16 protein-coding genes and 1 pseudogene are annotated in these 17448 nt (G+C 72.2%); 10 read left to right on the top strand and 7 right to left on the bottom strand.

Going from position 1 to position 17448, the window contains the following annotated elements; translation table 11 throughout:
• Positions 1-25 precede the first annotated feature (25 nt).
• Together ACWCSV_RS14270 and ACWCSV_RS14265 are read left to right on the top strand one after the other, a co-directional pair.
• Positions 26-952 (top strand): NADP-dependent oxidoreductase, encoded by a 927-nt coding sequence (locus tag ACWCSV_RS14270; RefSeq protein WP_451141916.1) that lies wholly within the window; start codon positions 26-28, stop codon positions 950-952.
• A gap of 74 nt (positions 953-1026) precedes the next feature.
• Positions 1027-2223, top strand: a complete 1197-nt coding sequence (locus tag ACWCSV_RS14265; protein ID WP_451141914.1) for a DUF2786 domain-containing protein — start codon at positions 1027-1029, stop codon at positions 2221-2223.
• On the opposite strand, the gene ACWCSV_RS14260 is transcribed toward ACWCSV_RS14265, so the two are convergent.
• On the bottom strand, positions 2213-2686 hold the full coding sequence (locus ACWCSV_RS14260) for a MarR family winged helix-turn-helix transcriptional regulator (protein WP_451141912.1): 474 nt from the start codon (positions 2684-2686) through the stop codon (positions 2213-2215). The two genes, ACWCSV_RS14265 and ACWCSV_RS14260, sit on opposite strands and share 11 nt — an antisense overlap.
• A 107-nt stretch (positions 2687-2793) precedes the next feature.
• On the opposite strand from ACWCSV_RS14260, the pseudogene ACWCSV_RS14255 reads away from it, so the two are divergent.
• From ACWCSV_RS14255 to ACWCSV_RS14240, 4 genes and pseudogenes are all read left to right on the top strand, one after another.
• A pseudogene (locus ACWCSV_RS14255) lies at positions 2794-3084 on the top strand (MBL fold metallo-hydrolase); the annotation flags it as partial.
• Between the two features lie 37 nt (positions 3085-3121).
• Positions 3122-3337, top strand: a complete 216-nt coding sequence (locus ACWCSV_RS14250) for a hypothetical protein (protein WP_451142097.1) — start codon at positions 3122-3124, stop codon at positions 3335-3337.
• Positions 3338-3488: 151 nt separating this feature from the next.
• Positions 3489-5747 (top strand): FUSC family protein, encoded by a 2259-nt coding sequence (locus ACWCSV_RS14245; protein WP_451141910.1) that lies wholly within the window; start codon positions 3489-3491, stop codon positions 5745-5747.
• A gap of 367 nt (positions 5748-6114) precedes the next feature.
• On the top strand, positions 6115-6357 hold the full coding sequence (locus ACWCSV_RS14240) for a DUF397 domain-containing protein (protein WP_451142093.1): 243 nt from the start codon (positions 6115-6117) through the stop codon (positions 6355-6357).
• Positions 6358-6606: 249 nt separating this feature from the next.
• On the opposite strand, the gene ACWCSV_RS14235 is transcribed toward ACWCSV_RS14240, so the two are convergent.
• On the bottom strand, positions 6607-7143 hold the full coding sequence (locus ACWCSV_RS14235) for an ATP-binding protein (protein WP_451141908.1): 537 nt from the start codon (positions 7141-7143) through the stop codon (positions 6607-6609).
• Between the two features lie 337 nt (positions 7144-7480).
• Here ACWCSV_RS14235 and ACWCSV_RS14230 point away from each other — a divergent pair, with 337 nt between their 5' ends.
• From ACWCSV_RS14230 to ACWCSV_RS14220, 3 genes are all read left to right on the top strand, one after another.
• Positions 7481-8344, top strand: a complete 864-nt coding sequence (locus ACWCSV_RS14230) for a helix-turn-helix domain-containing protein (RefSeq protein ID WP_451141906.1) — start codon at positions 7481-7483, stop codon at positions 8342-8344.
• Between the two features lie 58 nt (positions 8345-8402).
• The gene (locus tag ACWCSV_RS14225) at positions 8403-9860 is read left to right on the top strand and encodes an aldehyde dehydrogenase family protein (protein WP_451141904.1); all 1458 of its coding nucleotides are present in this window, start codon (positions 8403-8405) and stop codon (positions 9858-9860) included.
• A 112-nt stretch (positions 9861-9972) separates the two neighbouring features.
• A complete protein-coding gene (locus ACWCSV_RS14220) occupies positions 9973-10506 on the top strand; it encodes a DinB family protein (protein WP_451141902.1) in 534 nt (177 codons plus the stop codon).
• Positions 10507-10524: 18 nt separating this feature from the next.
• On the opposite strand, the gene ACWCSV_RS14215 is transcribed toward ACWCSV_RS14220, so the two are convergent.
• The 4 genes from ACWCSV_RS14215 to ACWCSV_RS14200 form a co-directional block, all read right to left on the bottom strand.
• Positions 10525-11946, bottom strand: a complete 1422-nt coding sequence (locus ACWCSV_RS14215) for a glutamate decarboxylase (RefSeq protein WP_451141900.1) — start codon at positions 11944-11946, stop codon at positions 10525-10527.
• Positions 11947-11985: 39 nt separating this feature from the next.
• On the bottom strand, positions 11986-12609 hold the full coding sequence (gene wrbA / locus ACWCSV_RS14210) for an NAD(P)H:quinone oxidoreductase (protein ID WP_451141898.1): 624 nt from the start codon (positions 12607-12609) through the stop codon (positions 11986-11988).
• Positions 12610-12770: 161 nt separating this feature from the next.
• A complete protein-coding gene (locus ACWCSV_RS14205; RefSeq protein WP_451141896.1) occupies positions 12771-14108 on the bottom strand; it encodes an ion channel protein in 1338 nt (445 codons plus the stop codon).
• Positions 14109-14247: 139 nt separating this feature from the next.
• The gene (locus ACWCSV_RS14200) at positions 14248-14613 is read right to left on the bottom strand and encodes a YbjQ family protein (RefSeq protein ID WP_451141894.1); all 366 of its coding nucleotides are present in this window, start codon (positions 14611-14613) and stop codon (positions 14248-14250) included.
• Positions 14614-14759: 146 nt separating this feature from the next.
• On the opposite strand from ACWCSV_RS14200, the gene ACWCSV_RS14195 reads away from it, so the two are divergent.
• Positions 14760-15488, top strand: coding sequence for a DedA family protein (locus ACWCSV_RS14195; protein ID WP_451141892.1), 729 nt, complete (start codon positions 14760-14762; stop codon positions 15486-15488).
• A 120-nt stretch (positions 15489-15608) separates the two neighbouring features.
• Here the strand turns inward: ACWCSV_RS14195 and ACWCSV_RS14190 are convergent, their stop codons facing one another.
• Positions 15609-17312: a threonine/serine ThrE exporter family protein gene (locus ACWCSV_RS14190; RefSeq protein WP_451141890.1), complete on the bottom strand. Its 1704-nt coding sequence runs from the start codon at positions 17310-17312 to the stop codon at positions 15609-15611.
• Positions 17313-17448 lie beyond the last annotated feature (136 nt).

The following is a 17448-nucleotide window of genomic DNA, read 5'->3' as shown; positions in this document are numbered from 1 at the left end:
CGGCGCGCGGGGAGCAGGAGCAGGGATGAAGGCGATCGTGTTCGAGGAGTTCGGCGGCCCCGAGGTGCTGCGGCTCAAGGAGGTGGACGCCCCGCGGGTGGCGCCGGGCCGGGTCCGGGTGCGGGTGCGGGCCACCGGGGTCAATCCGCTCGACTACAAGATCCGCAAGGGCTGGATGGAGCAGGCCCACCCCACCCCGCTCCCCGCGACGCCCGGCAGCGAGTTCGCGGGCGTGGTCGAGGAGGTCGGCGAGGGCGTCACGGACTTCGCCCCCGGCGACGAGGTGCTCGGCTACAGCGAGACGGGGTCGTACGCCACCGAGGTGCTGGCCGCCCCGGAGAAGATCACCCGCAAACCGGCCGACCTGGAGTGGGAGGTGGCCGCCGCGCTGCCGGTGGCCACCGAGACCGCCTCCCGGGTGCTCGACGAACTGGCGCTGGACGCCGGGGAGACGCTGCTGCTGCACGGCGCGGCCGGAGCGGTCGGTTCGGCCGCCGTGCAGCTGGCGACGGCCCGGGGCGCGACCGTCATCGGCACGGCGTCCCCCGCCAACCACGACTATCTGCGGGTGCTGGGCGCGACGCCGGTGGAGTACGGCCCCGGGCTGGTCGAGCGGGTCCGCGCGATCGCTCCACAGGGTGTGGACGCGGTCTTCGACGCGGCCGGCCGGGGCGCGCTGCCCGACTCCATCGAGCTGCGCGGCGGTACGACGGACCGGGTGATCACCATCGCCGACGCCGACGCCCCCGCGCTCGGCGTCGCCTTCTCCGCCGGGGGCGGCGGCCCCTCCGCCGGACGCCTCGCCGCCAACGCCCGGCGTGCCGTCCTCGGCGAGCTGCGCATCCCGGTCGACCACACCTACCCGCTGGCGGAGGCCGCCGAGGCGCACCGGGTCAGCGAGGCCGGGCACGTACGCGGGAAACTGGTGCTGCTCCCGCCGCGGGAGGGGTGAGCGGAGGAGCGGGGGAGGAGCGGGCAGAAGGGTGAGGAGAGTCCCGCCCGGGCGCCCACCTCTACCCTGAACCCATGGAATCGGTGATCGACCAGGCGTGCGCGGCGGCCCTCTATTCGGAGGGCGACGCCGGTCTGGACGCCGGTGCGTCACTGCTCGCCGCCGCCCCGGACGCGGACGACGACGCGCACCGGCGCGGCGAGGAGTTCCTCCGCCGCGCCTGGGCCCGGGGCTGGCAGCCCGCCGACGTCGTCCGCTTCGTGCGCAGGGAGCTGGACGAGGAGCGGGCGGCGCTCGCCGCGACCCTGATCGCCGCCGAGACCGCCGCGTACGCCGCGCTTCCGCCGCGCTGGTCCGGCCAGCTCGCCGAACTCCCGCCGCCGGTGCCGCGCAACCGGCCCGACCGCTTCAGCTACGCCTCCGCGCTGCTGGAGCTGTACCGGCTGCTGCTGCGGCTCCCCGCCGTGGAGGCGGTCGGCCCGCCCCCCGGCCGGGCCCCCGCCGGTGCCGGCCGGCTTCCGCCGCCCGCGCACGACGAACCGCGCATGCTCACCCGCATCCGCGCCCTGCTGGCGAAGGCGGAGGCGACCGACTACCCGGAGGAGGCCGAGGCGCTCACCACCAAGGCCCAGGAGCTGATGGCCCGGCACAGCATCGACGAGGCGCTGCTCGCCGCCCGTACCCACAGCGGGGACCGGCCCGGCGCCTGCCGGATCGGGGTCGACGCCCCGTACGAGACGGCCAAGGCGATCCTGCTCGACGCGGTCGCCTCGGCGAACCGCTGCCGGGCCGTCTGGAACAGCGACCTCGGCTTCACCACCGTCGTCGGGTTCGAGCCCGACCTGGAGGCGGTCGAGCTCCTCTTCACCTCGCTGCTGGTGCAGGGCACCTCCGCGATGGCCCGGGCCGAGGCGGGGCAGCGGGCCGGCGGCCGGAAGCGGACGAAGACGTTCCGTCAGTCCTTCCTGATGGCGTACGCCCAGCGCCTCGGCAGCCGGCTCGCCGCCGACACCGCCCGGGTCACCGCCGAGGCGGGCGCGGAAGCCGCAGGCGCGGACGACGGCGGTACGGACGGGCCCGGGACCGACGCGCTGCTGCCCGTGCTGGCCGCCCGCGACGTGGCGGTCTCCGGTGCGGCGGACCGGATGTTCCCGAAGACCACCACCACCCGGGTGCGCGGCGCCACCGACCTGGACGGCTGGACCCACGGCACCGAGGCCGCCGACCGCGCCCGGGTGGGCGGCCGCGAGGGCCGCGGCATCACCCCGTAGACGCGGAGCGGTACCTCCGCCCCGGAAGCGGCCCGTCCTGCCCGGCCCTCAGCCGGTCGGTCAGCCGCGTCAGCAGCGGCAGCGCCGCCACGAGCACCTCGCGCTCCCCGGGGCCGAGCGCATCGCCGATCGCGACGCCCAGCCACTCCGCGCGCCTGCCGCGCTCCTCCGCGAGCCTGTCGCTGCCGGCCGGTGTGAGGTGGAGCAGGAGTTTGCGCCCGTCGAGGGGGTGCGGCTCGGCCCGTACGAACCCCTGGTCCAGCAGCTCCTTGACGGCCTTGGTCGCCGACTGGTGCGTGACCCCCCGCCGCTTCGCGATGTCGGCGGCGGTCATCGTGCCGTCGCGGTCGAGGTAGCCGAGGACGGCGGCCTCGCCGGGGGGCATCGTGTCGGCGGTGCGCACCGTGCGGACCAGCTGTCCGATGGTCAGGCGGAGTTCCTCGGCCAGTAGAGCGTCGTCCATGGCGGCAGTCTACCGGCAAACAAGCCAGCCCAGGTGTACAGTTTGGTTGGAGATCATCGAGGCGCCGAGACGCGCCGGGACACCGCCCCGCCCGGAAGGACACCATCGTGAAGCTCACCAAGCACGCCCACGCCTGCGTCGCTCTGGAGAAGGAGGGGACCCACGTCGTCATCGACCCCGGCACCCTCACCCCGGACGCGGCGGAGGCGGTCGGCCGGGCCGACGCCGTCCTGATCACCCACGAGCACTTCGACCACTTCGACGAGGAACTCGTCGCCGCCGCCCTGGAGACCCGGCCCGGCCTGCGGGTCTACGGCACGGCCGCGGTCGCGGCGGCCCTCGGCGGTCACGGGGGCCACGGGGGCCGCGTCCGCGCCGTGGCGGCGGGCGACTCCTTCACCGTCGGCTCCCTCGCCTTCACCGTCCACGGCCGCGGTGCGCACCCTCCTGCTGCCGACCAGCGGCCCGTGGACCAAGCTCGGCGAGGCCGCCGACCACGTACGGGCCGTCGGGCCCGAGCGCGTCGTCCAGATCCACGAACTCATGCTCAGCGAACTCGGACAGGCCTCCACCGCCCGCTTCCTCGGCGAGCAGGGCCTGACCGGCGTCGCGGTCGAGCGCCTGGAGCCCGGAACCACCGTCGAGGTGTGACCGGGCGCGAGCCCACGCCGGAAGGCCCTGGACCGCCCGCGGAGCCCCGCCGGGCACCCCCGCCCGGTCCGTCCCCGCGGGCGGCCTGAAGCCGTCCCGGACGGGTGAACCAAAGGTCCGGCTTGCCCCGTATCGCGGCTACGCTCGCCCCATGAGTTGGCTCCGGGCGCTGAAGGAGACCGCCCGCTCGGGGTTCACGGTCGAGCGGACCCGGCTGGAGCCGCTCGTCGCGTTGCGCGGCGCCATCGGACTGGCGCTGGTGGTCGAGACCGCGCTCGCGCTCTCCGGGCCGGTCCTCGCGGCCAGCTCCGCGTTCGGCGCGTTCCAGGCGGCCATCGCCACCTTCCAGCGCAGCTGGCGCCCCCGCCCGGTGCTCGCCCTGATCTCCGGCGTCAGCCTGAGCATCTCGACGTTCGTCGGCTACATCGCCGGCCCGTACCACGTGGTGTTCCTCGCCGTCCTGGTCCTCTGGACCTTCGTCGCCGGGCTCGCCTGGGCCGCGGGCCCCACCGGCGGCATCATCGCCTCCTCCAACGTGGCGATCATGCTCGTCACCATCACCCTGCCCACCTCCGTCCTGGACGCCGCCGCGCACGCCGGAGTGATCATCATCGGCGGCCTGGTGCAGGCCACCCTGATCGTGCTCTTCCCGGTCCGCAGATGGGGGGCCCAGCGCGACGCGCTCGCCGACGCGCTGGCCGCCGAGGCCGACTACGCCCGCCGGCTGCGCTACGACCCGATCGCGCCCTTCGACCCACAGGCGCTGATGACCGCCCGCGACGCGGCGGCCGTCTCCGCCCGTGAGGCCCGCCACCGCCCGGCCGAACTGCACGGTGCCCGGAGCGTCGCCGAACGCATCCGCCCGGTCCTCGCCTCACTGGCCGACCCCGCCATGGGGGTGCCCGAGGAGGGCCCGCAGCGCGACCGCGCCCGTGAGCTCCTCAAGGCGGCCGGCTCGGTGCTCGACGCGGCGGCCCGCGCGATCCGGCACGGTGATCCGGTCCGGCTCGGCGGACCGGCGCTGGCGGCGCTGGAGGCGCCCGAGACCGGCGGGCTCACCAGCGGCCCGCCCCGGCGGGCGGCCGACCGGCTGATCGCCCTCCTCCACGACGTCGTGGAGATCGCCGAGGGCGCCGGAACCCGGCACGGCTCGGAAGCCGACCCCGAGACCCCGCACCGCCGCCGCCCCGGTCTGATCAGGCTCGTCCCGGTCGTGATCGGCCGGATGCGGGGCGAGTTGCACCGCGGATCGGCGATCCTGCGGCACGCGATCCGGGTCACCGCGGTCGCCACCGTCGGCTACTTCATCGGGGAAGCGCTGCCCTTCGGCCACGGCTACTGGGCACCGATGGCCGCGGTCATGGTGATGCGGCCGGACTTCTCGCAGACCTACGCCCGCTCGGTGGCCCGCTTCGGCGGCACCATCGTCGGCGTCACGTTCGCCACCGTCGTCGTGCAGGTCGCCCATCCCGGCCCGGAACTCTCCGCCGCGCTCGCCGTCTGCTGCGCCTGGCTGATGTACCTGCTGATGCGCACCGGGTACGCGGTCGGCCAGGTCTGCATCTCGGCGTACGTCGTCTTCCTGCTCGGCATGGCCGGCAACGACTGGTCGCAGACGGTCCCCGAACGCATCGTGCTGACCCTGGTCGGCGGGCTGCTGGCCATGATCTCGTACGCCGTCTACCCGGCCTGGGAGACCCCGCGGCTGCGCAACCGGCTCGCCGGGTGGCTGACCTCGGTCGGCCGGTACGCCGCCACGGTCATCGACCAGTACGCCGACCCGGCGGCCCGCAGCAACGACGACGTACGGACCGCGCTCATCGCCTCCCGCGAGGCCCGCGTCGAGTGGACGGAGACGCTGAAGAAGGCCCAGTACGAACCGGTGCGGCACCGGGGCATCTCGCGGGCGGCCGCCACCGACGCCCAGCACGCGCTGTCGCAGCTCGGCCGGGCCGCCATGCTGCTGGAGGCCCACCTGCCCGACCGTGCGGCGACCCCCGTGCGCGGCGCGGCGGAACTCGCCGACGCACTCCGCGGCTCCACCGAGAAGGGCGCGAAGGCGGTACGCGAACGACGGGTCCCGGAATGGGGGCCGGTCGCCGAGTCGGTGGCGTACTGGGACTTTCTCGAAGCGCCCTACGACGAGGAACCCGAACCGGGAGAACCCGTACCCGACCCCGTCGTACGCCGGGGAGCGGCGCTGCTGCTCGACGCACTGGTCGAATTGTCGTTCGCGCTGGACGACCGGGGAGCCGTGCCCAGCAGCCGGAGAGCGCGACCGGGCGATGAAGACGGAGAAGCCCAAGAAGCCCAGGAACCCCAAGAAGCCCGAGAAGCCCAAGAAGCCCGAGAACCCCAAGAACCCCGAGAAGCCGAAGAAGAGGGCAGGGCGGAACCGGAATCCCGCTGAAAAGCATGGATGCGGGGGAGGGCCGCCGGGTGGTGCCCGGCGGTTTTCTCCGCAGCGTCACCGCGGTGTCACTCGGGTCCCGCCCGTAGGGCCCGTACCTGCCGCGGCCCGCGGAAACGGCTGGCGTACGGAGGGGGGAGACGCCGAGTGGGGTGCCGGGGTGTGGCGGCGGGACCATTGGTCCGGGGAGCCCGGGGGCGCCACCAGCGGTGCGCATGCCATTTGCAGGGGGCGGTAAACGCTGTAATCAAAGGACCACCCCGCGTGCACGTGCATTTGCCCATGCATTGGCATGTGAATTACCGCTATGATCCAGGGTGGTTGACGCTTGGTTGACACTTGCACCTTGCAACTCGGGGAGCTTTCTGTGCACGACGTGTACAACGGCATGGCGGCCACAGGACTTCACGGGGTCGTCTGGCAGAAGAGCAGGCACAGCAACTCCCAAGGATCTTGCGTGGAGTTCGCGAAACTTCCCGGAGGGAATGTGGCCATGCGCAACTCCCGCCACCCGGACGGACCGGCGCTCGTCTACACGCCGGCGGAGATCGAAGCGCTTCTGCTGGGCGTCAAGGACGGCGAGTTCGACCACCTGGCGTCCGGAACCTGAGCGATCACGGCGGTACGGCCGCGCTTCGCGGTCGCCGCGGAGTGCGCGGGATGCGGTGCGCGGCGCCGGAAGCGGCCCCGGTCCGGGCGCGGTCGGGCAGGCGTCGGGCATGCGGCCCGGGCGGGACGTGATGAGGGCCGGAGCGCGACTCCCCCTCGCACTCCGGCCCTCGGTCTTTCGGGTCCGGCCTCCGCACGGTTCCCGCGCGCGTCGCGCGGTTGCCCATGCCCGGCACGAACAGCCCTCTTCTCAGAGGGAGTTGTCGGCCACCTCGCCGTCACCCGACAGCAGGAACACCGCCCAGACGACCTTTCCGCGCGGGGCCGTCGGTGTCACCGGGGTCCCGGAAGCCGGGACCGGGTGCCAGCCCCAGCTGTCGCTGAAGGACTCGACCAGGAACAGCCCCCGGCCGGACTCGGCGGAGTCCTCCGCCTCCCCCGCTATCGGGCTCTCCCTGCTGGGGTCGCGGACCGCGCACACCAGACGGGTGGTACAGCGCGCCAGCTGGAGCCGTACCGGGGGGGAGTTCGGATCGCGGGCCACATCGGCGGGCAGCGCGTGACGCAGGGCGTTGGTGACCAGCTCCGAGACGACCAGGGCGACATCGTCGAAGCGGTCGTCGAGCTGCCACTGGTGGAGCGTGCCGCGGGTGAAGTGCCGTGCGGAGCCGACCGCTTCGTACCGTGCCGGGAGCGTGATCGATGCCGATGCCGTGATCGCCGCAGGGTCGGTGGGGGGCAGGCCACGCCGTAACGGTTCGAGCGTCGTCGATCCATCAGTCCTCATACGAGGTGCTCCCGGGATTCGCGGCTGCGAGCGGCACTGCCTGTGAGCGGTACTGCGGGGACACAGCGGCACAACACGAACGATCACGCAGGTGCGCAAGGGCCATGCTTCCGAATGCTTGAAGCAGATGCAAGGGCAGATGCACGTGCACGCGCCGGACGTGCCCAGTACCGTGGTGGTTCCGGAGCATTTCTTCCGTACGGCATTTTTCATGGCTCCGGCAAGTCTTCCCCTCTCTGTAACCGAATGAGTACGGCCCGGAGCGTTTTGGTGGCAGAATCCGGTGCTCGGGGTTCGGGGGCCCCGTTGCCCGGGAAGCTATGGGGAGGGTTGTCCAGTGTCGGCAGGCGAGTCGAGTGGATCCGTGGTGCGCCGCATCCTGCTGGGCTCTCAGCTCAGAAGGCTGCGCGAGTCTCGCGGAATCACGCGTGAGGCGGCCGGCTACTCCATCCGGGCCTCCGAATCGAAGATCAGCCGCATGGAGTTGGGACGGGTGAGCTTCAAGGCCAGGGACATCGAGGATCTGCTCACGCTCTACGGGGTCGCGGACGAGGCGGAGCGCGAGTCGCTCCTCGGCCTGGCCCGCGAGGCCAACGTGGCGGGCTGGTGGCACAGTTACGGCGACGTGCTGCCCGGCTGGTTCCAGACGTACATCGGTCTGGAAGGGGCGGCATCCCTCATCCGCATCTACGAAGTCCAGTTCGTGCACGGCCTGTTGCAGACCGAGGCCTACGCGCACGCGGTCGTCTCCCGGGGTATGCGCGGAGCGCCCGAGGCGGAGATCGACCGCCGGGTCGCGCTACGCCTCGAGCGGCAGAAGGTGCTCGTCTCCGAGCGCGCGCCGGACTTCCACGCGGTGCTCGACGAAGCGGCCCTGCACCGGCCCTACGGATCGCGCGACGTGATGCGCTCCCAGTTGCGGCACCTGCTGGAGATGTCGGAGCACCCCAACGTCTCCCTCCAGGTGATGCCGTTCAGTTTCGGCGGACACGCGGGCGAAAGCGGTGCGTTCACCATGCTGCGCTTTCCCGAATCGGACCTGTCGGACATCATCTTTCTGGAGCAGCTCACCAGCGCGCTCTATCTCGACAAGGCCGAGGACGTCCAGAGTTACGAAAAGGCCATGGTCCGGCTGCGCGCCGACAGTCCCGGTGAGGACGAGACCCGGGATCTCCTCCACCGACTGCTTCAACAGACCTGATCCCCGCGTACCATGACGTTCGATCAGGAGTGTGCGAAAGCCTGCAGTAAGGGATTGCATGTCCTTCTTCCATGAACTGGCCCATCAGTACATCGATGGCGAATGGCTGACCGGCAGCGGTTCGTGGGACATCATCGACGTCAATCCCTACAACGGCGAGAAGCTCTGCGCCATCACGGTCGCGACCGCCACCGAGGTGGACCGCGCGTACCGGGCCGCCGAGCGCGCGCAGGCGGCATGGGCCGACGCCCGTCCGCACGAGCGACAGGCCGTCCTCGTCCGGGCGTTGGCCGTCGTCGAGGAGCGCGCCGACGAGATCGCCGAGGCCATCGTCGACGAGCTGGGCGGGACGCTGCCCCGGGCGCGGTACGAGGTCGAACTGGGCCGCGAGCTCCTCCGCGAGGCGATACGCCAGGCCGTCCGACCGGTCGGCGGGCTGCTGCCCGCGGCGGTGGACGGCAAGGAGAACCGGATCTACCGGCGGCCCGTCGGGGTCGTCTCCGTCGTCAATGCCTTCAACTTCCCCTTCGTCGTGGCGATGAAGTCGGTCGCACCGGCCCTGGCGCTCGGCAACGCGGTCGTGATGAAGCCGCACCAGAACGCTCCCGTCGTCGGTGGCGGCCTCGTGGCGCGCGTCTTCGAGGAGGCCGGGCTGCCGCCGGGGCTCCTCAACGTGGTGGTCACGGACAGCGCCGAGATAGGGGACGCGTTCATCGACCACCCGGTGCCCGCGGTGATCTCGTTCACCGGCTCGGACCGGGTGGGCCGCCGGATAGCGGCCAAGGCCGCCCGCCGCTTCAAGCGGTGCGTGCTCGAACTCAGCGGCAACAGCGCCCTGGTGGTGCTGGAGGACGCGGACATCGGGGCGGCCGTGGACGCCGCCGTCTTCAGCCGGTTCTTCTTCCAGGGCCAGGTCGGCATGGCGGCCAACCGCATCCTGGTCGACCGCCGGGTGGAGGCGGAGTTCACCGGGCGGTTCGTCGCCGAGGCGGCCCGGATCACCGCCGGGGACCCGCGCGACCCGGCCACCCGTATCGGCCCGGTCATCAACGCCTTCCAGGCCGACGCCCTCTCCGGGCTGGTCGACGATGCGCTCGCCGCCGGGGCCACCGCGCTGCTGCGCGGCCGTACCCGGGGCAATGTCGTGGAGCCGACCGTGCTGACCGGCGTGCCCGAGGGGTCGCCCCTGCTGACGCAGGAGGTCTTCGGGCCGGTGGCCGTGCTGATCCCCTTCGACGGGGAGGACGAGGCGGTACGGATCGCCGACGACACCCCGTACGGGCTGAGCGGGGCGGTGCACACCGCCGACGTCGACCGCGGGGTGCGGTTCGCACGGCGGGTCCGCACCGGAATGTTCCACGTCAACGGCCCCACGGTGCAGGACGATCCACTGGCTCCCTTCGGGGGCGAGAAGATGTCCGGACTCGGCAGGCGGAACGGCGACGCGGTCGTGGACGCCTTCACGACGACCCACTGGATCTCGGTCCAGTACGGCCGCACGGTCTTTCCTTTCTGAACGGAACCGCGTGTCCCGGCATCGAGGACGGAAGCTGTCCGCAAGGGCTCTTAGCGTGAGAATGTCGGTCGGGGCCACGGGGGCTCCGGCCCGAGATCCCTGGACGGTCAGCATGGTCACCCACGTGTCCGAATCGCACGGCGACGAGCGCGGCACCCTTCTCGGCTTCGTCGAGGCCCAGCGCGGTGCGATCCGCCGCACCCTCCTCGGGCTGTCCGAGGAGCAGGCGGCGAGCCGGCCGACCGCCGGCGAGCTCTCCCTCTCCGGGCTGGCCAAGCACGTCGCCGAGATGGAGCTGAACTGGCTCCGGATGGCCCAGCAGCAGCCCAACGAGAAGGTGCGTACCCAGGAGAACTGGGGGGACAGCTTCCGGCTCGTCGGCGACGAGACCGTCCCCCAGGTGCTGGCGTTCTGGGACGGGGTGGCCGCCGAGACCGAGAAGTACATCCGGTCCGCGCCGGACCTCGACGCCACCTTCCCGCTGCCGGAGGCCCCCTGGTTCCCGGAGGACGAGGAGGTCTCCCTGCGGTGGTTCCTGGTCCACCTGGTCGAGGAGATCGCCCGGCACGCGGGTCATGCCGACATCATCCGGGAGTCCCTGGACGGTAGGACGGCCTTCGAGCTGATCGCGGAGAGCCGCAAGTAGGCCCGTACACCTGGTTGTTCAGTGGTGGAACGAGGTCGCGGCGCTCTTGTCGCGGCTCAGCGGGTGCGGCTGCTCGCGCAGTTGGGGCAGCAGTGCCCGCAGGTCCTCCAGCAGGAGTTCGGCGAGGTCGGAGGAGAAGCCGTTGCGGCAGACGATCCGCAGCACCGACAGGTCCTGACGGTTGGCCGGGAAGGTGTAGGCGGGCACCAGCCAGCCGTGCTCGCGCAGCCGCCGGGACACGTCGAAGACGTCGTACGCCGTCACGTCCGGCGCGGTCGTCACGGCGAATACCGGCAACTCATCACCCCGGGTGAGGAGTTGGAAGTCGCCGAGGGCCTCGATCCGCTCGGCGAGGCCCCGGGCCACGTCGCGGGAGGTCTGCTGGACGGCACGGTAGCCCTCCCGGCCCAGCCGCAGGAAGGTGTAGTACTGCGCGACGACCTGGGCGCCCGGCCGGGAGAAGTTCAGCGCGAAGGTGGGCATGTCGCCGCCGAGGTAGTTCACCCGGAAGACGAGCTCCTCGGGGAGGTCCTCGGGCGTGCGCCAGAGCGCCCAGCCGACGCCGGGGTAGACCAGGCCGTACTTGTGGCCCGAGGTGTTGATGGAGGACACCCGGGGGAGCCGGAAGTCCCACACCAGGTCCTCGTCGACGAAGGGCGCGACCATGGCGCCCGAGGCGCCGTCGACGTGGACCGGGATGTCGAGCCCGGTCCGCTCCTGGAGGGCGTCCAGCGCCTCGCAGAGGCCGGCGATCGGTTCGTAGGACCCGTCGAAGGTGGAGCCGAGGATGCCGACGACCCCGATGGTGTTCTCGTCGCAGAGGTCCGCGGCGCCCTGCGGGTCGATGTGGAAGCGATCGCCCTCCATGGGGACGAGCCGAACCTCGACCTCCCAGAAGTTGCAGAACTTCTCCCAGCACACCTGCACGTTGATGCCCATCACCAGATTGGGCCGGGCGGTGGCCGGATAGCGGTCCGGGTTCTTCGCCGCCCAGCGCCGCTTCAGCGCCAGCCCGGCGAGCATGCAGGCCTCGCTGGATCCGGTCGTGGAGCACCCCACGGCGGTGGCCGGGTCCGGGGCGTTCCACAGGTCGGCGAGCATCGCGACGCACCGGCGCTCCAGTTCGGCCGTGCGCGGGTACTCGTCCTTGTCGATCATGTTCTTGTCCCGGCACTCCGCCATCAGCACCCCGGCCTGGGGTTCCATCCAGGTGGTGACGAAGGTGGCGAGGTTGAGCCGGGAGTTGCCGTCGAGCATCAGCTCGTCGTGGACGAGCCCGTACGCGGTGGACGGCGGGAGCGGGCCGTCCGGCAGCCGGTGCGTCGGCGGGGCCGAGGTCATGCCGGCCGTCGGATCGGCCTCCCCGAAGAAGGGGTTGAGGGCCAGCTTCCGGCCCGTGCCGGAACCGTCCTTGCCGTGTGATCCCTTGTGGAGCGCCATGCGGCACGTCCTCTCGGTGTGCGGGCCCCCGCCGCCGCGTCAGCCTTCGGCGGCGAGACCGGCCTTGATGGCCCGGGTGAACTTCACGACGCGCTCGGCCTGGACGCGCGCCGCCGTCAGCGTCTGCTCGCCGACCGGGATGTCCCCCTGGCCGGCGACGTGGGAGGTGCCGTACGGGTTGCCGTCGACGAACTTCGACGGGTCGGTGTACCCGGGGGCGACGAGGATGCCGCCGAAGTGGTGGATGGTGTTGTAGAGCGCGAGCAGGGTCGACTCCTGGCCGCCGTGCGCGGTGGCGCTGGAGGTGAACCCGCTGTAGACCTTGTCGGCCAGCGCACCGGCCTGCCAGAGCCCGCCGAGGGTGTCGATGAACTGCTTGAGCTGGGCGGCGAGGTTCCCGTACCGGGTCGGCGAGCCGAAGATCACGGCGTCGGCCCAGACGATGTCGTCGGCGACGACCTCCGCGATGCCGGCGGTCGCCCGTACGTTGGCGGCCCAGGCCGGGTTGGAGTCGATGGCGGCCTGCGGTGCGAGCTCGGCAGCCCTGCGCAGCCGTACGTCGGCGCCAGCCTTCTCCGCGTCCTCGGCGAGGGCCTTGGCGATCGTCGCGATGGTGCCGGTCGACGAGTAGTAGACGACGGCGACATTGACGGGCGTGGACATGCGAGATCCTCCGGGCGTCGGGTGGGGCGGGCCGCACGGCGGGAGTTCTCGTGCGGCTCCGAGAGGCCGTACGCATGTGACGATACGGACAAACGGCCCATCCGGCATGTCCGGCAGGAGAGCGGGTGCGGCACCGCACCGCACCGCGCCGTACCGGCCCCTCAGCGCAGCGCCGTACCGTCCTCGTGCAGCTGCATCTGGGGCCGGCCGGTCACCAGCAGCCAGGCGGGCAGGGTCGCCACGCAGAGCACCGGCAGCACCGTCAGGTCGCTCACCAGCACCGCGGCCGTGAAGAGGCTTAGCCAGCCCTGCCGGGTGACCGCGAGAAGCATGCCCAGCACCGCGCAGGAGACGGCGACCGCGGGCGGCACCGCGTCGACCAGCGCGTGCGCGCAGAGTCCCAGGGCCGCCCCGGCGAAGACCGCCGGGAAGATCCGGCCGCCCCGGAAGCCGCAGGTGGCGGCCACCACCAGCGCCGCCATCTTCACCACCGCCATCACCGCGAACTCCCCGGCCGACCAGCCGTCGGGCGACGCGGCCAGCTCCTTCACCTCCTCCAGCCCCTTGAAGAGGGTCAGATGGCCGCCCAGCGCGCCCAGCAGCCCCAGTACGACCCCGCCGGCGGTGATGGCGAGCACCGGGTACCGCAGCGCTTTGAACGCCCGGTGCGTCCACGGCACCGCCAGCACCCCGGCCATGCCCAGCACCGCCCCCGCCGAGGCGATCACCAGCGCGGCCAGCAGGTCGCCCCAGCCGGTGCGGGTGTACTCGGGCAGCGACAGGTCGAAGCTGGGGTGATCGGCCAGGGTCATCGTCAGCGCCCCCGCCGCACCCGCCGCGAGCGGGCCGAAGAGGCGGTCCCAGAGCGCTCCCGGGCCCGGCTGGGAGGCGAGGACCTCGGAGAGGATCAGGGCGGCGGCGACCGGGGTCCCGAACAGCGCGCCGATGGTGCCGGCCGCCGCGAGCCCCACCCACAGCTGGGCCGGCGAGTCCGGGGCGAGCCGCCGGCCCAGCCAGAAGGCGAGCGCGATGTTCGCCTCGGTGATCGGGTTCTCCGGCCCGAGGCTCACCCCGCCCGCCAGTGCCAGCAGGGTGACCAGCAGCAGCCCGGGTACGACCCCGGGGGCGAGCGGGGCGCCGACCAGCCCGGTGGTGGCCGGGTCGGGGCCCGCGTGGCCGTGCACCAGGTGGACGGTGATCCCCACCGCGACACCGGTCGCCGTGAGCATGACGATCATCCAGAGCGAGGAGTACCGGCCGATCCCCAGCGCGTCCGGGAGGGTCTCCCAGAGCACGTCCTGGAGCTCCTCGGCCAGCAGGCTCACGCCGAGCAGGATCAGCGCCGAGACGACCCCGACCACCAGCGCCGGCAGGACGACCGGCAGCAGCCGCCGGGCGGGCGTGGGCGCGGGGCCGTCACCGGCGGGGGCCGAGGGGGGCGGGGAGCCAGGGGAACCAGGGGAATCCGGCGAGGGGCGCGACGCGGGGGAGGGGGCCACCGGCCCACCCTATCCACGCAAAAGCCGCACAAGCCGTTTATCTCTCACGCCTCGCAGCATGCCTCGCAGCACTCTCCGCGCCTCGCAGCTCTCCCCGCGCACCGCACGAAGCACACCGCACGGGGCGTGCCGCAGCCCGTCACAGCTCGCTGATCACCGCGGCCGTCCCGTACGCGCAGATCTCGGTGCCCACGTCGGCCGCCTCGGAGACGTCGAAGCGCATCATCAGTACCGCGTTGGCCCCGCGCGCCCTCGCCTGCTCGACGAGGCGTTCCATCGCCTGGTTGCGGGTCTCGACGAGGGTCTTGGTCAGGCCCTTCAGCTCGCCGCCGATCATCGACTTCAGCCCGGCGCCGATCTGGCTGCCCAGGTGGCGGGAGCGCACGGTCAGCCCGAACACCTCGCCGATCACCCGGGTCACCTGATGCCCGGGTACGTCGTTCGTGGTGACGACGAGCACGTCCGCGTGGTCGCTCTGGCCGCCGCCGTAATCCTCGATGCCCATGGGTGACACCTCCTGGGGACCAGCTTTGCCCCGGCCGGTGCCGTGCGCACGTCCACCGCGGCCACTGGAACCCGGAGCATCCCCGGGGCGTTGATAGCTTGGGGCGGCCACGCAGCCCCCATCGATCGATCCTGGAGCCCGGACCCTTGAATACGCTTGCGCTCGGCCCGAGCTGGCTGGACCCGGACTATCTGATCAACACCTTCGGACTTCCCGGCGTCCTCCTCATCGTGTTCGCCGAGTCCGGACTGCTGATCGGGTTCTTCCTGCCCGGCGACTCCATCCTGTTCACCACGGGTCTGCTGGTGACCACGGGCCAGCTGCACTACCCGCTCTGGCTGGTCTGCCTCCTGATCGGGATCGCCGCGATCGTCGGGGACCAGGTCGGCTATCTCTTCGGCCGGAAGGTGGGCCCGTCCCTCTTCAACCGGCCGGACTCCAAGCTCTTCAAGCAGGAGAACGTCGAGAAGGCGCACGAGTTCTTCGAGAAGTACGGCCCGAAGTCGCTGGTGCTGGCCCGCTTCGTGCCGGTGATCCGCACCTTCACGCCGATCATCGCCGGTGTCAGCCGGATGAACTACCGCTCGTTCCTGGTGTTCAACATCATCGGCGGCGTCCTCTGGGGCGTCGGGGTGACCGTGCTCGGAGCGGTGCTCGGCAAGATCGAGTTCGTGCACAAGAACATCGAGGCGATCCTCGTCCTGATCGTGCTGGTCTCCGTGGTGCCGATCGCGGTCGAGTTCCTCCGGGCCCGCTCCAAGTCGAAGAAGGCCGCCGCGAACCGCGAGGACGACGACCGCCCCGGCAGCGGCCCCTCCGACGGCCCCTCCGGCAGCTCGCCCGCCGGCCGCCGCGGCCGTCACGCCAAGCGCTGACCCGCACGGCCACCTGTACGGCGCCCCTCCCGGAACGCACGGGACGGGCGCCGTTCGCGTACACGGGACGGCCGGCGCCGGGGCCTGATCCAGGCTGATCCCAACGGAAGACCCCAGGTCTCAGAACCCGCGGGTGCGCTTGGCGGCCCTGCGGCCCGCGCCCGTCTCCGTACCCGGCACCCGCATGAAGAGCCGGGAGATCTCGCTCCCGAGGTTCACCCCGATCGCGATGGCCAGCGCCGTCGCCACCGCCGTGGAGAGCGAGGCGAGCCCCCGGTCCAGCTCGCCCTGGGCTACGCCCAGCAGCCCGAAGTACGTCGCGGAACCGGGCAGCAGCGGGCCGATGGCCGCCGTGATGAAGGGCAGCGAGGAGGTGTAGCGGTAGCGCGAGAAAAGCTGTCCGAACAGGCCCACCAGGCCGGCCGCCACCGCCGTCGCCGCGACCGGCGAGAGGTCGCCGGTGCGGGCCATCGCCCCGTAGATGATCCAGGCCACCCCGCCGTTCAGGGTCACCGCGAGCACGGTGGACCGTTCCTGCTGGAGCAGGATGGCGAACGCCAGGCTCAGCGCCATCGACGCCAGGATCTGGAGCACCGGCCGGTCGTGGGCGACGAAACGTTCCTCCGGATTGAGCGTGGCGCCCAGCTGGAGCCCCAGATAGAGCACCACCAGCACCCCGACCACGATCCCGATGAAGAAGTACATGACTTCCAGCAGGCGGGCGGCCGCGGTGATGTAGTAGCCGGTCAGCCCGTCCTGCACGCCCGCCACCAGGGCCCGCCCCGGCAGCAGCGCGAAGAGCCCACCGGTGATCACGGCCGACGGCCGCACATCGCTCCAGTGAGTGAGTGTCAGCGCCACCCCGAGCGCGGCGGGCGGCATCGCGGCGACGGTGAACTGGTAGAACTCCGGCAGCCCGCGCCCCGCGCAGAACCAGGCCAGCCGGTCGCCGAGCATGGCGCCGGCCGCCGCCACGAAGAACACCACCACGCCACCGCCGACCAGCACCGAAGCCGCCCCCGCGAGCAGCCCGGCCGCCGCCGTGAGCGCCCAGCCGGGGAAGGGGTGGCGGTTGCGCCGGATCTCCGCCAGCCGCCGGTACGCCTCCTCCAGCGAGACGTCGACGTCCTCGGTGGTGATGTCGTCGATCAGCCGGAAGACCGCCGCCAGCCGGTTGTAGTCGGTGCCCCGGCGGCGCACCGTACGGCTCGCCGTCACCGGGTCCTCGACCAGCGAGGGCTGGTGCGAGATGGAGAGCAGCGTGAAGGTGACGGTCGGCTCGCACCGGTCCAGACCGTACGAACGGGTCACCGCGAACATCGCGGCCTCCACGTCCTCGGCCCCCTCGCCCCCGGCCAGCAGCAGCTCGCCGATACGGAGCGTCAGGTCGAGCACCCTCGGCACGGCGGGCCCGGAGTCGTCCGTCCGCTGGACGCTCTCCGCCGCGGGGCGCTCGGTGACCGGCATCCGGAGCATGGTGCGCATCCGGTCCTGCCAGGGCGCCTCCTTGGTCAGCCGGACCATCGGGATGCCCTGCGCCGGGGTGAACGCGGGCGTCTGGCTCGCGTCGTACGTCCGGGGCGGGGTGAAGGCCGAGGCGCCGGTGTCGGAGTCGGAGAGGTTCCTGCCGGCCCGGCCCGGACCGGAAGCGGAACCCGGACCGGGCGGCTCCGGCTGCACCCCGGCCGGTACCGCGAACTCCGAGGTCGGCTGGTCGTCTTCGAGTGGCAGTACGGGCTGCTCCACCCCGGCGGGCGCGGTGAACGCACTGTGCGCCTCGTCGGACTGGGGCTTCTGGTCCTCGGGACCGCCCTGTTCCGCCACTGCTCGACCTCGCTCTTCCTGGCCCGATGGGTCCTGGCCGCACTCCTGCCCAGTATGGGCACGGACAAGGGACCCGCACGCGAAACGGGCGGCACACCGATGAGGTGTACCGCCCGTTCACGCCGTCCTCAGACTG

Source organism: Streptomyces sp. NPDC001770 (assembly GCF_053596135.1).
The sequence above is the reverse complement of the archived record's forward strand: the minus strand, read 5'-3'. Positions and strand labels throughout refer to the sequence as shown.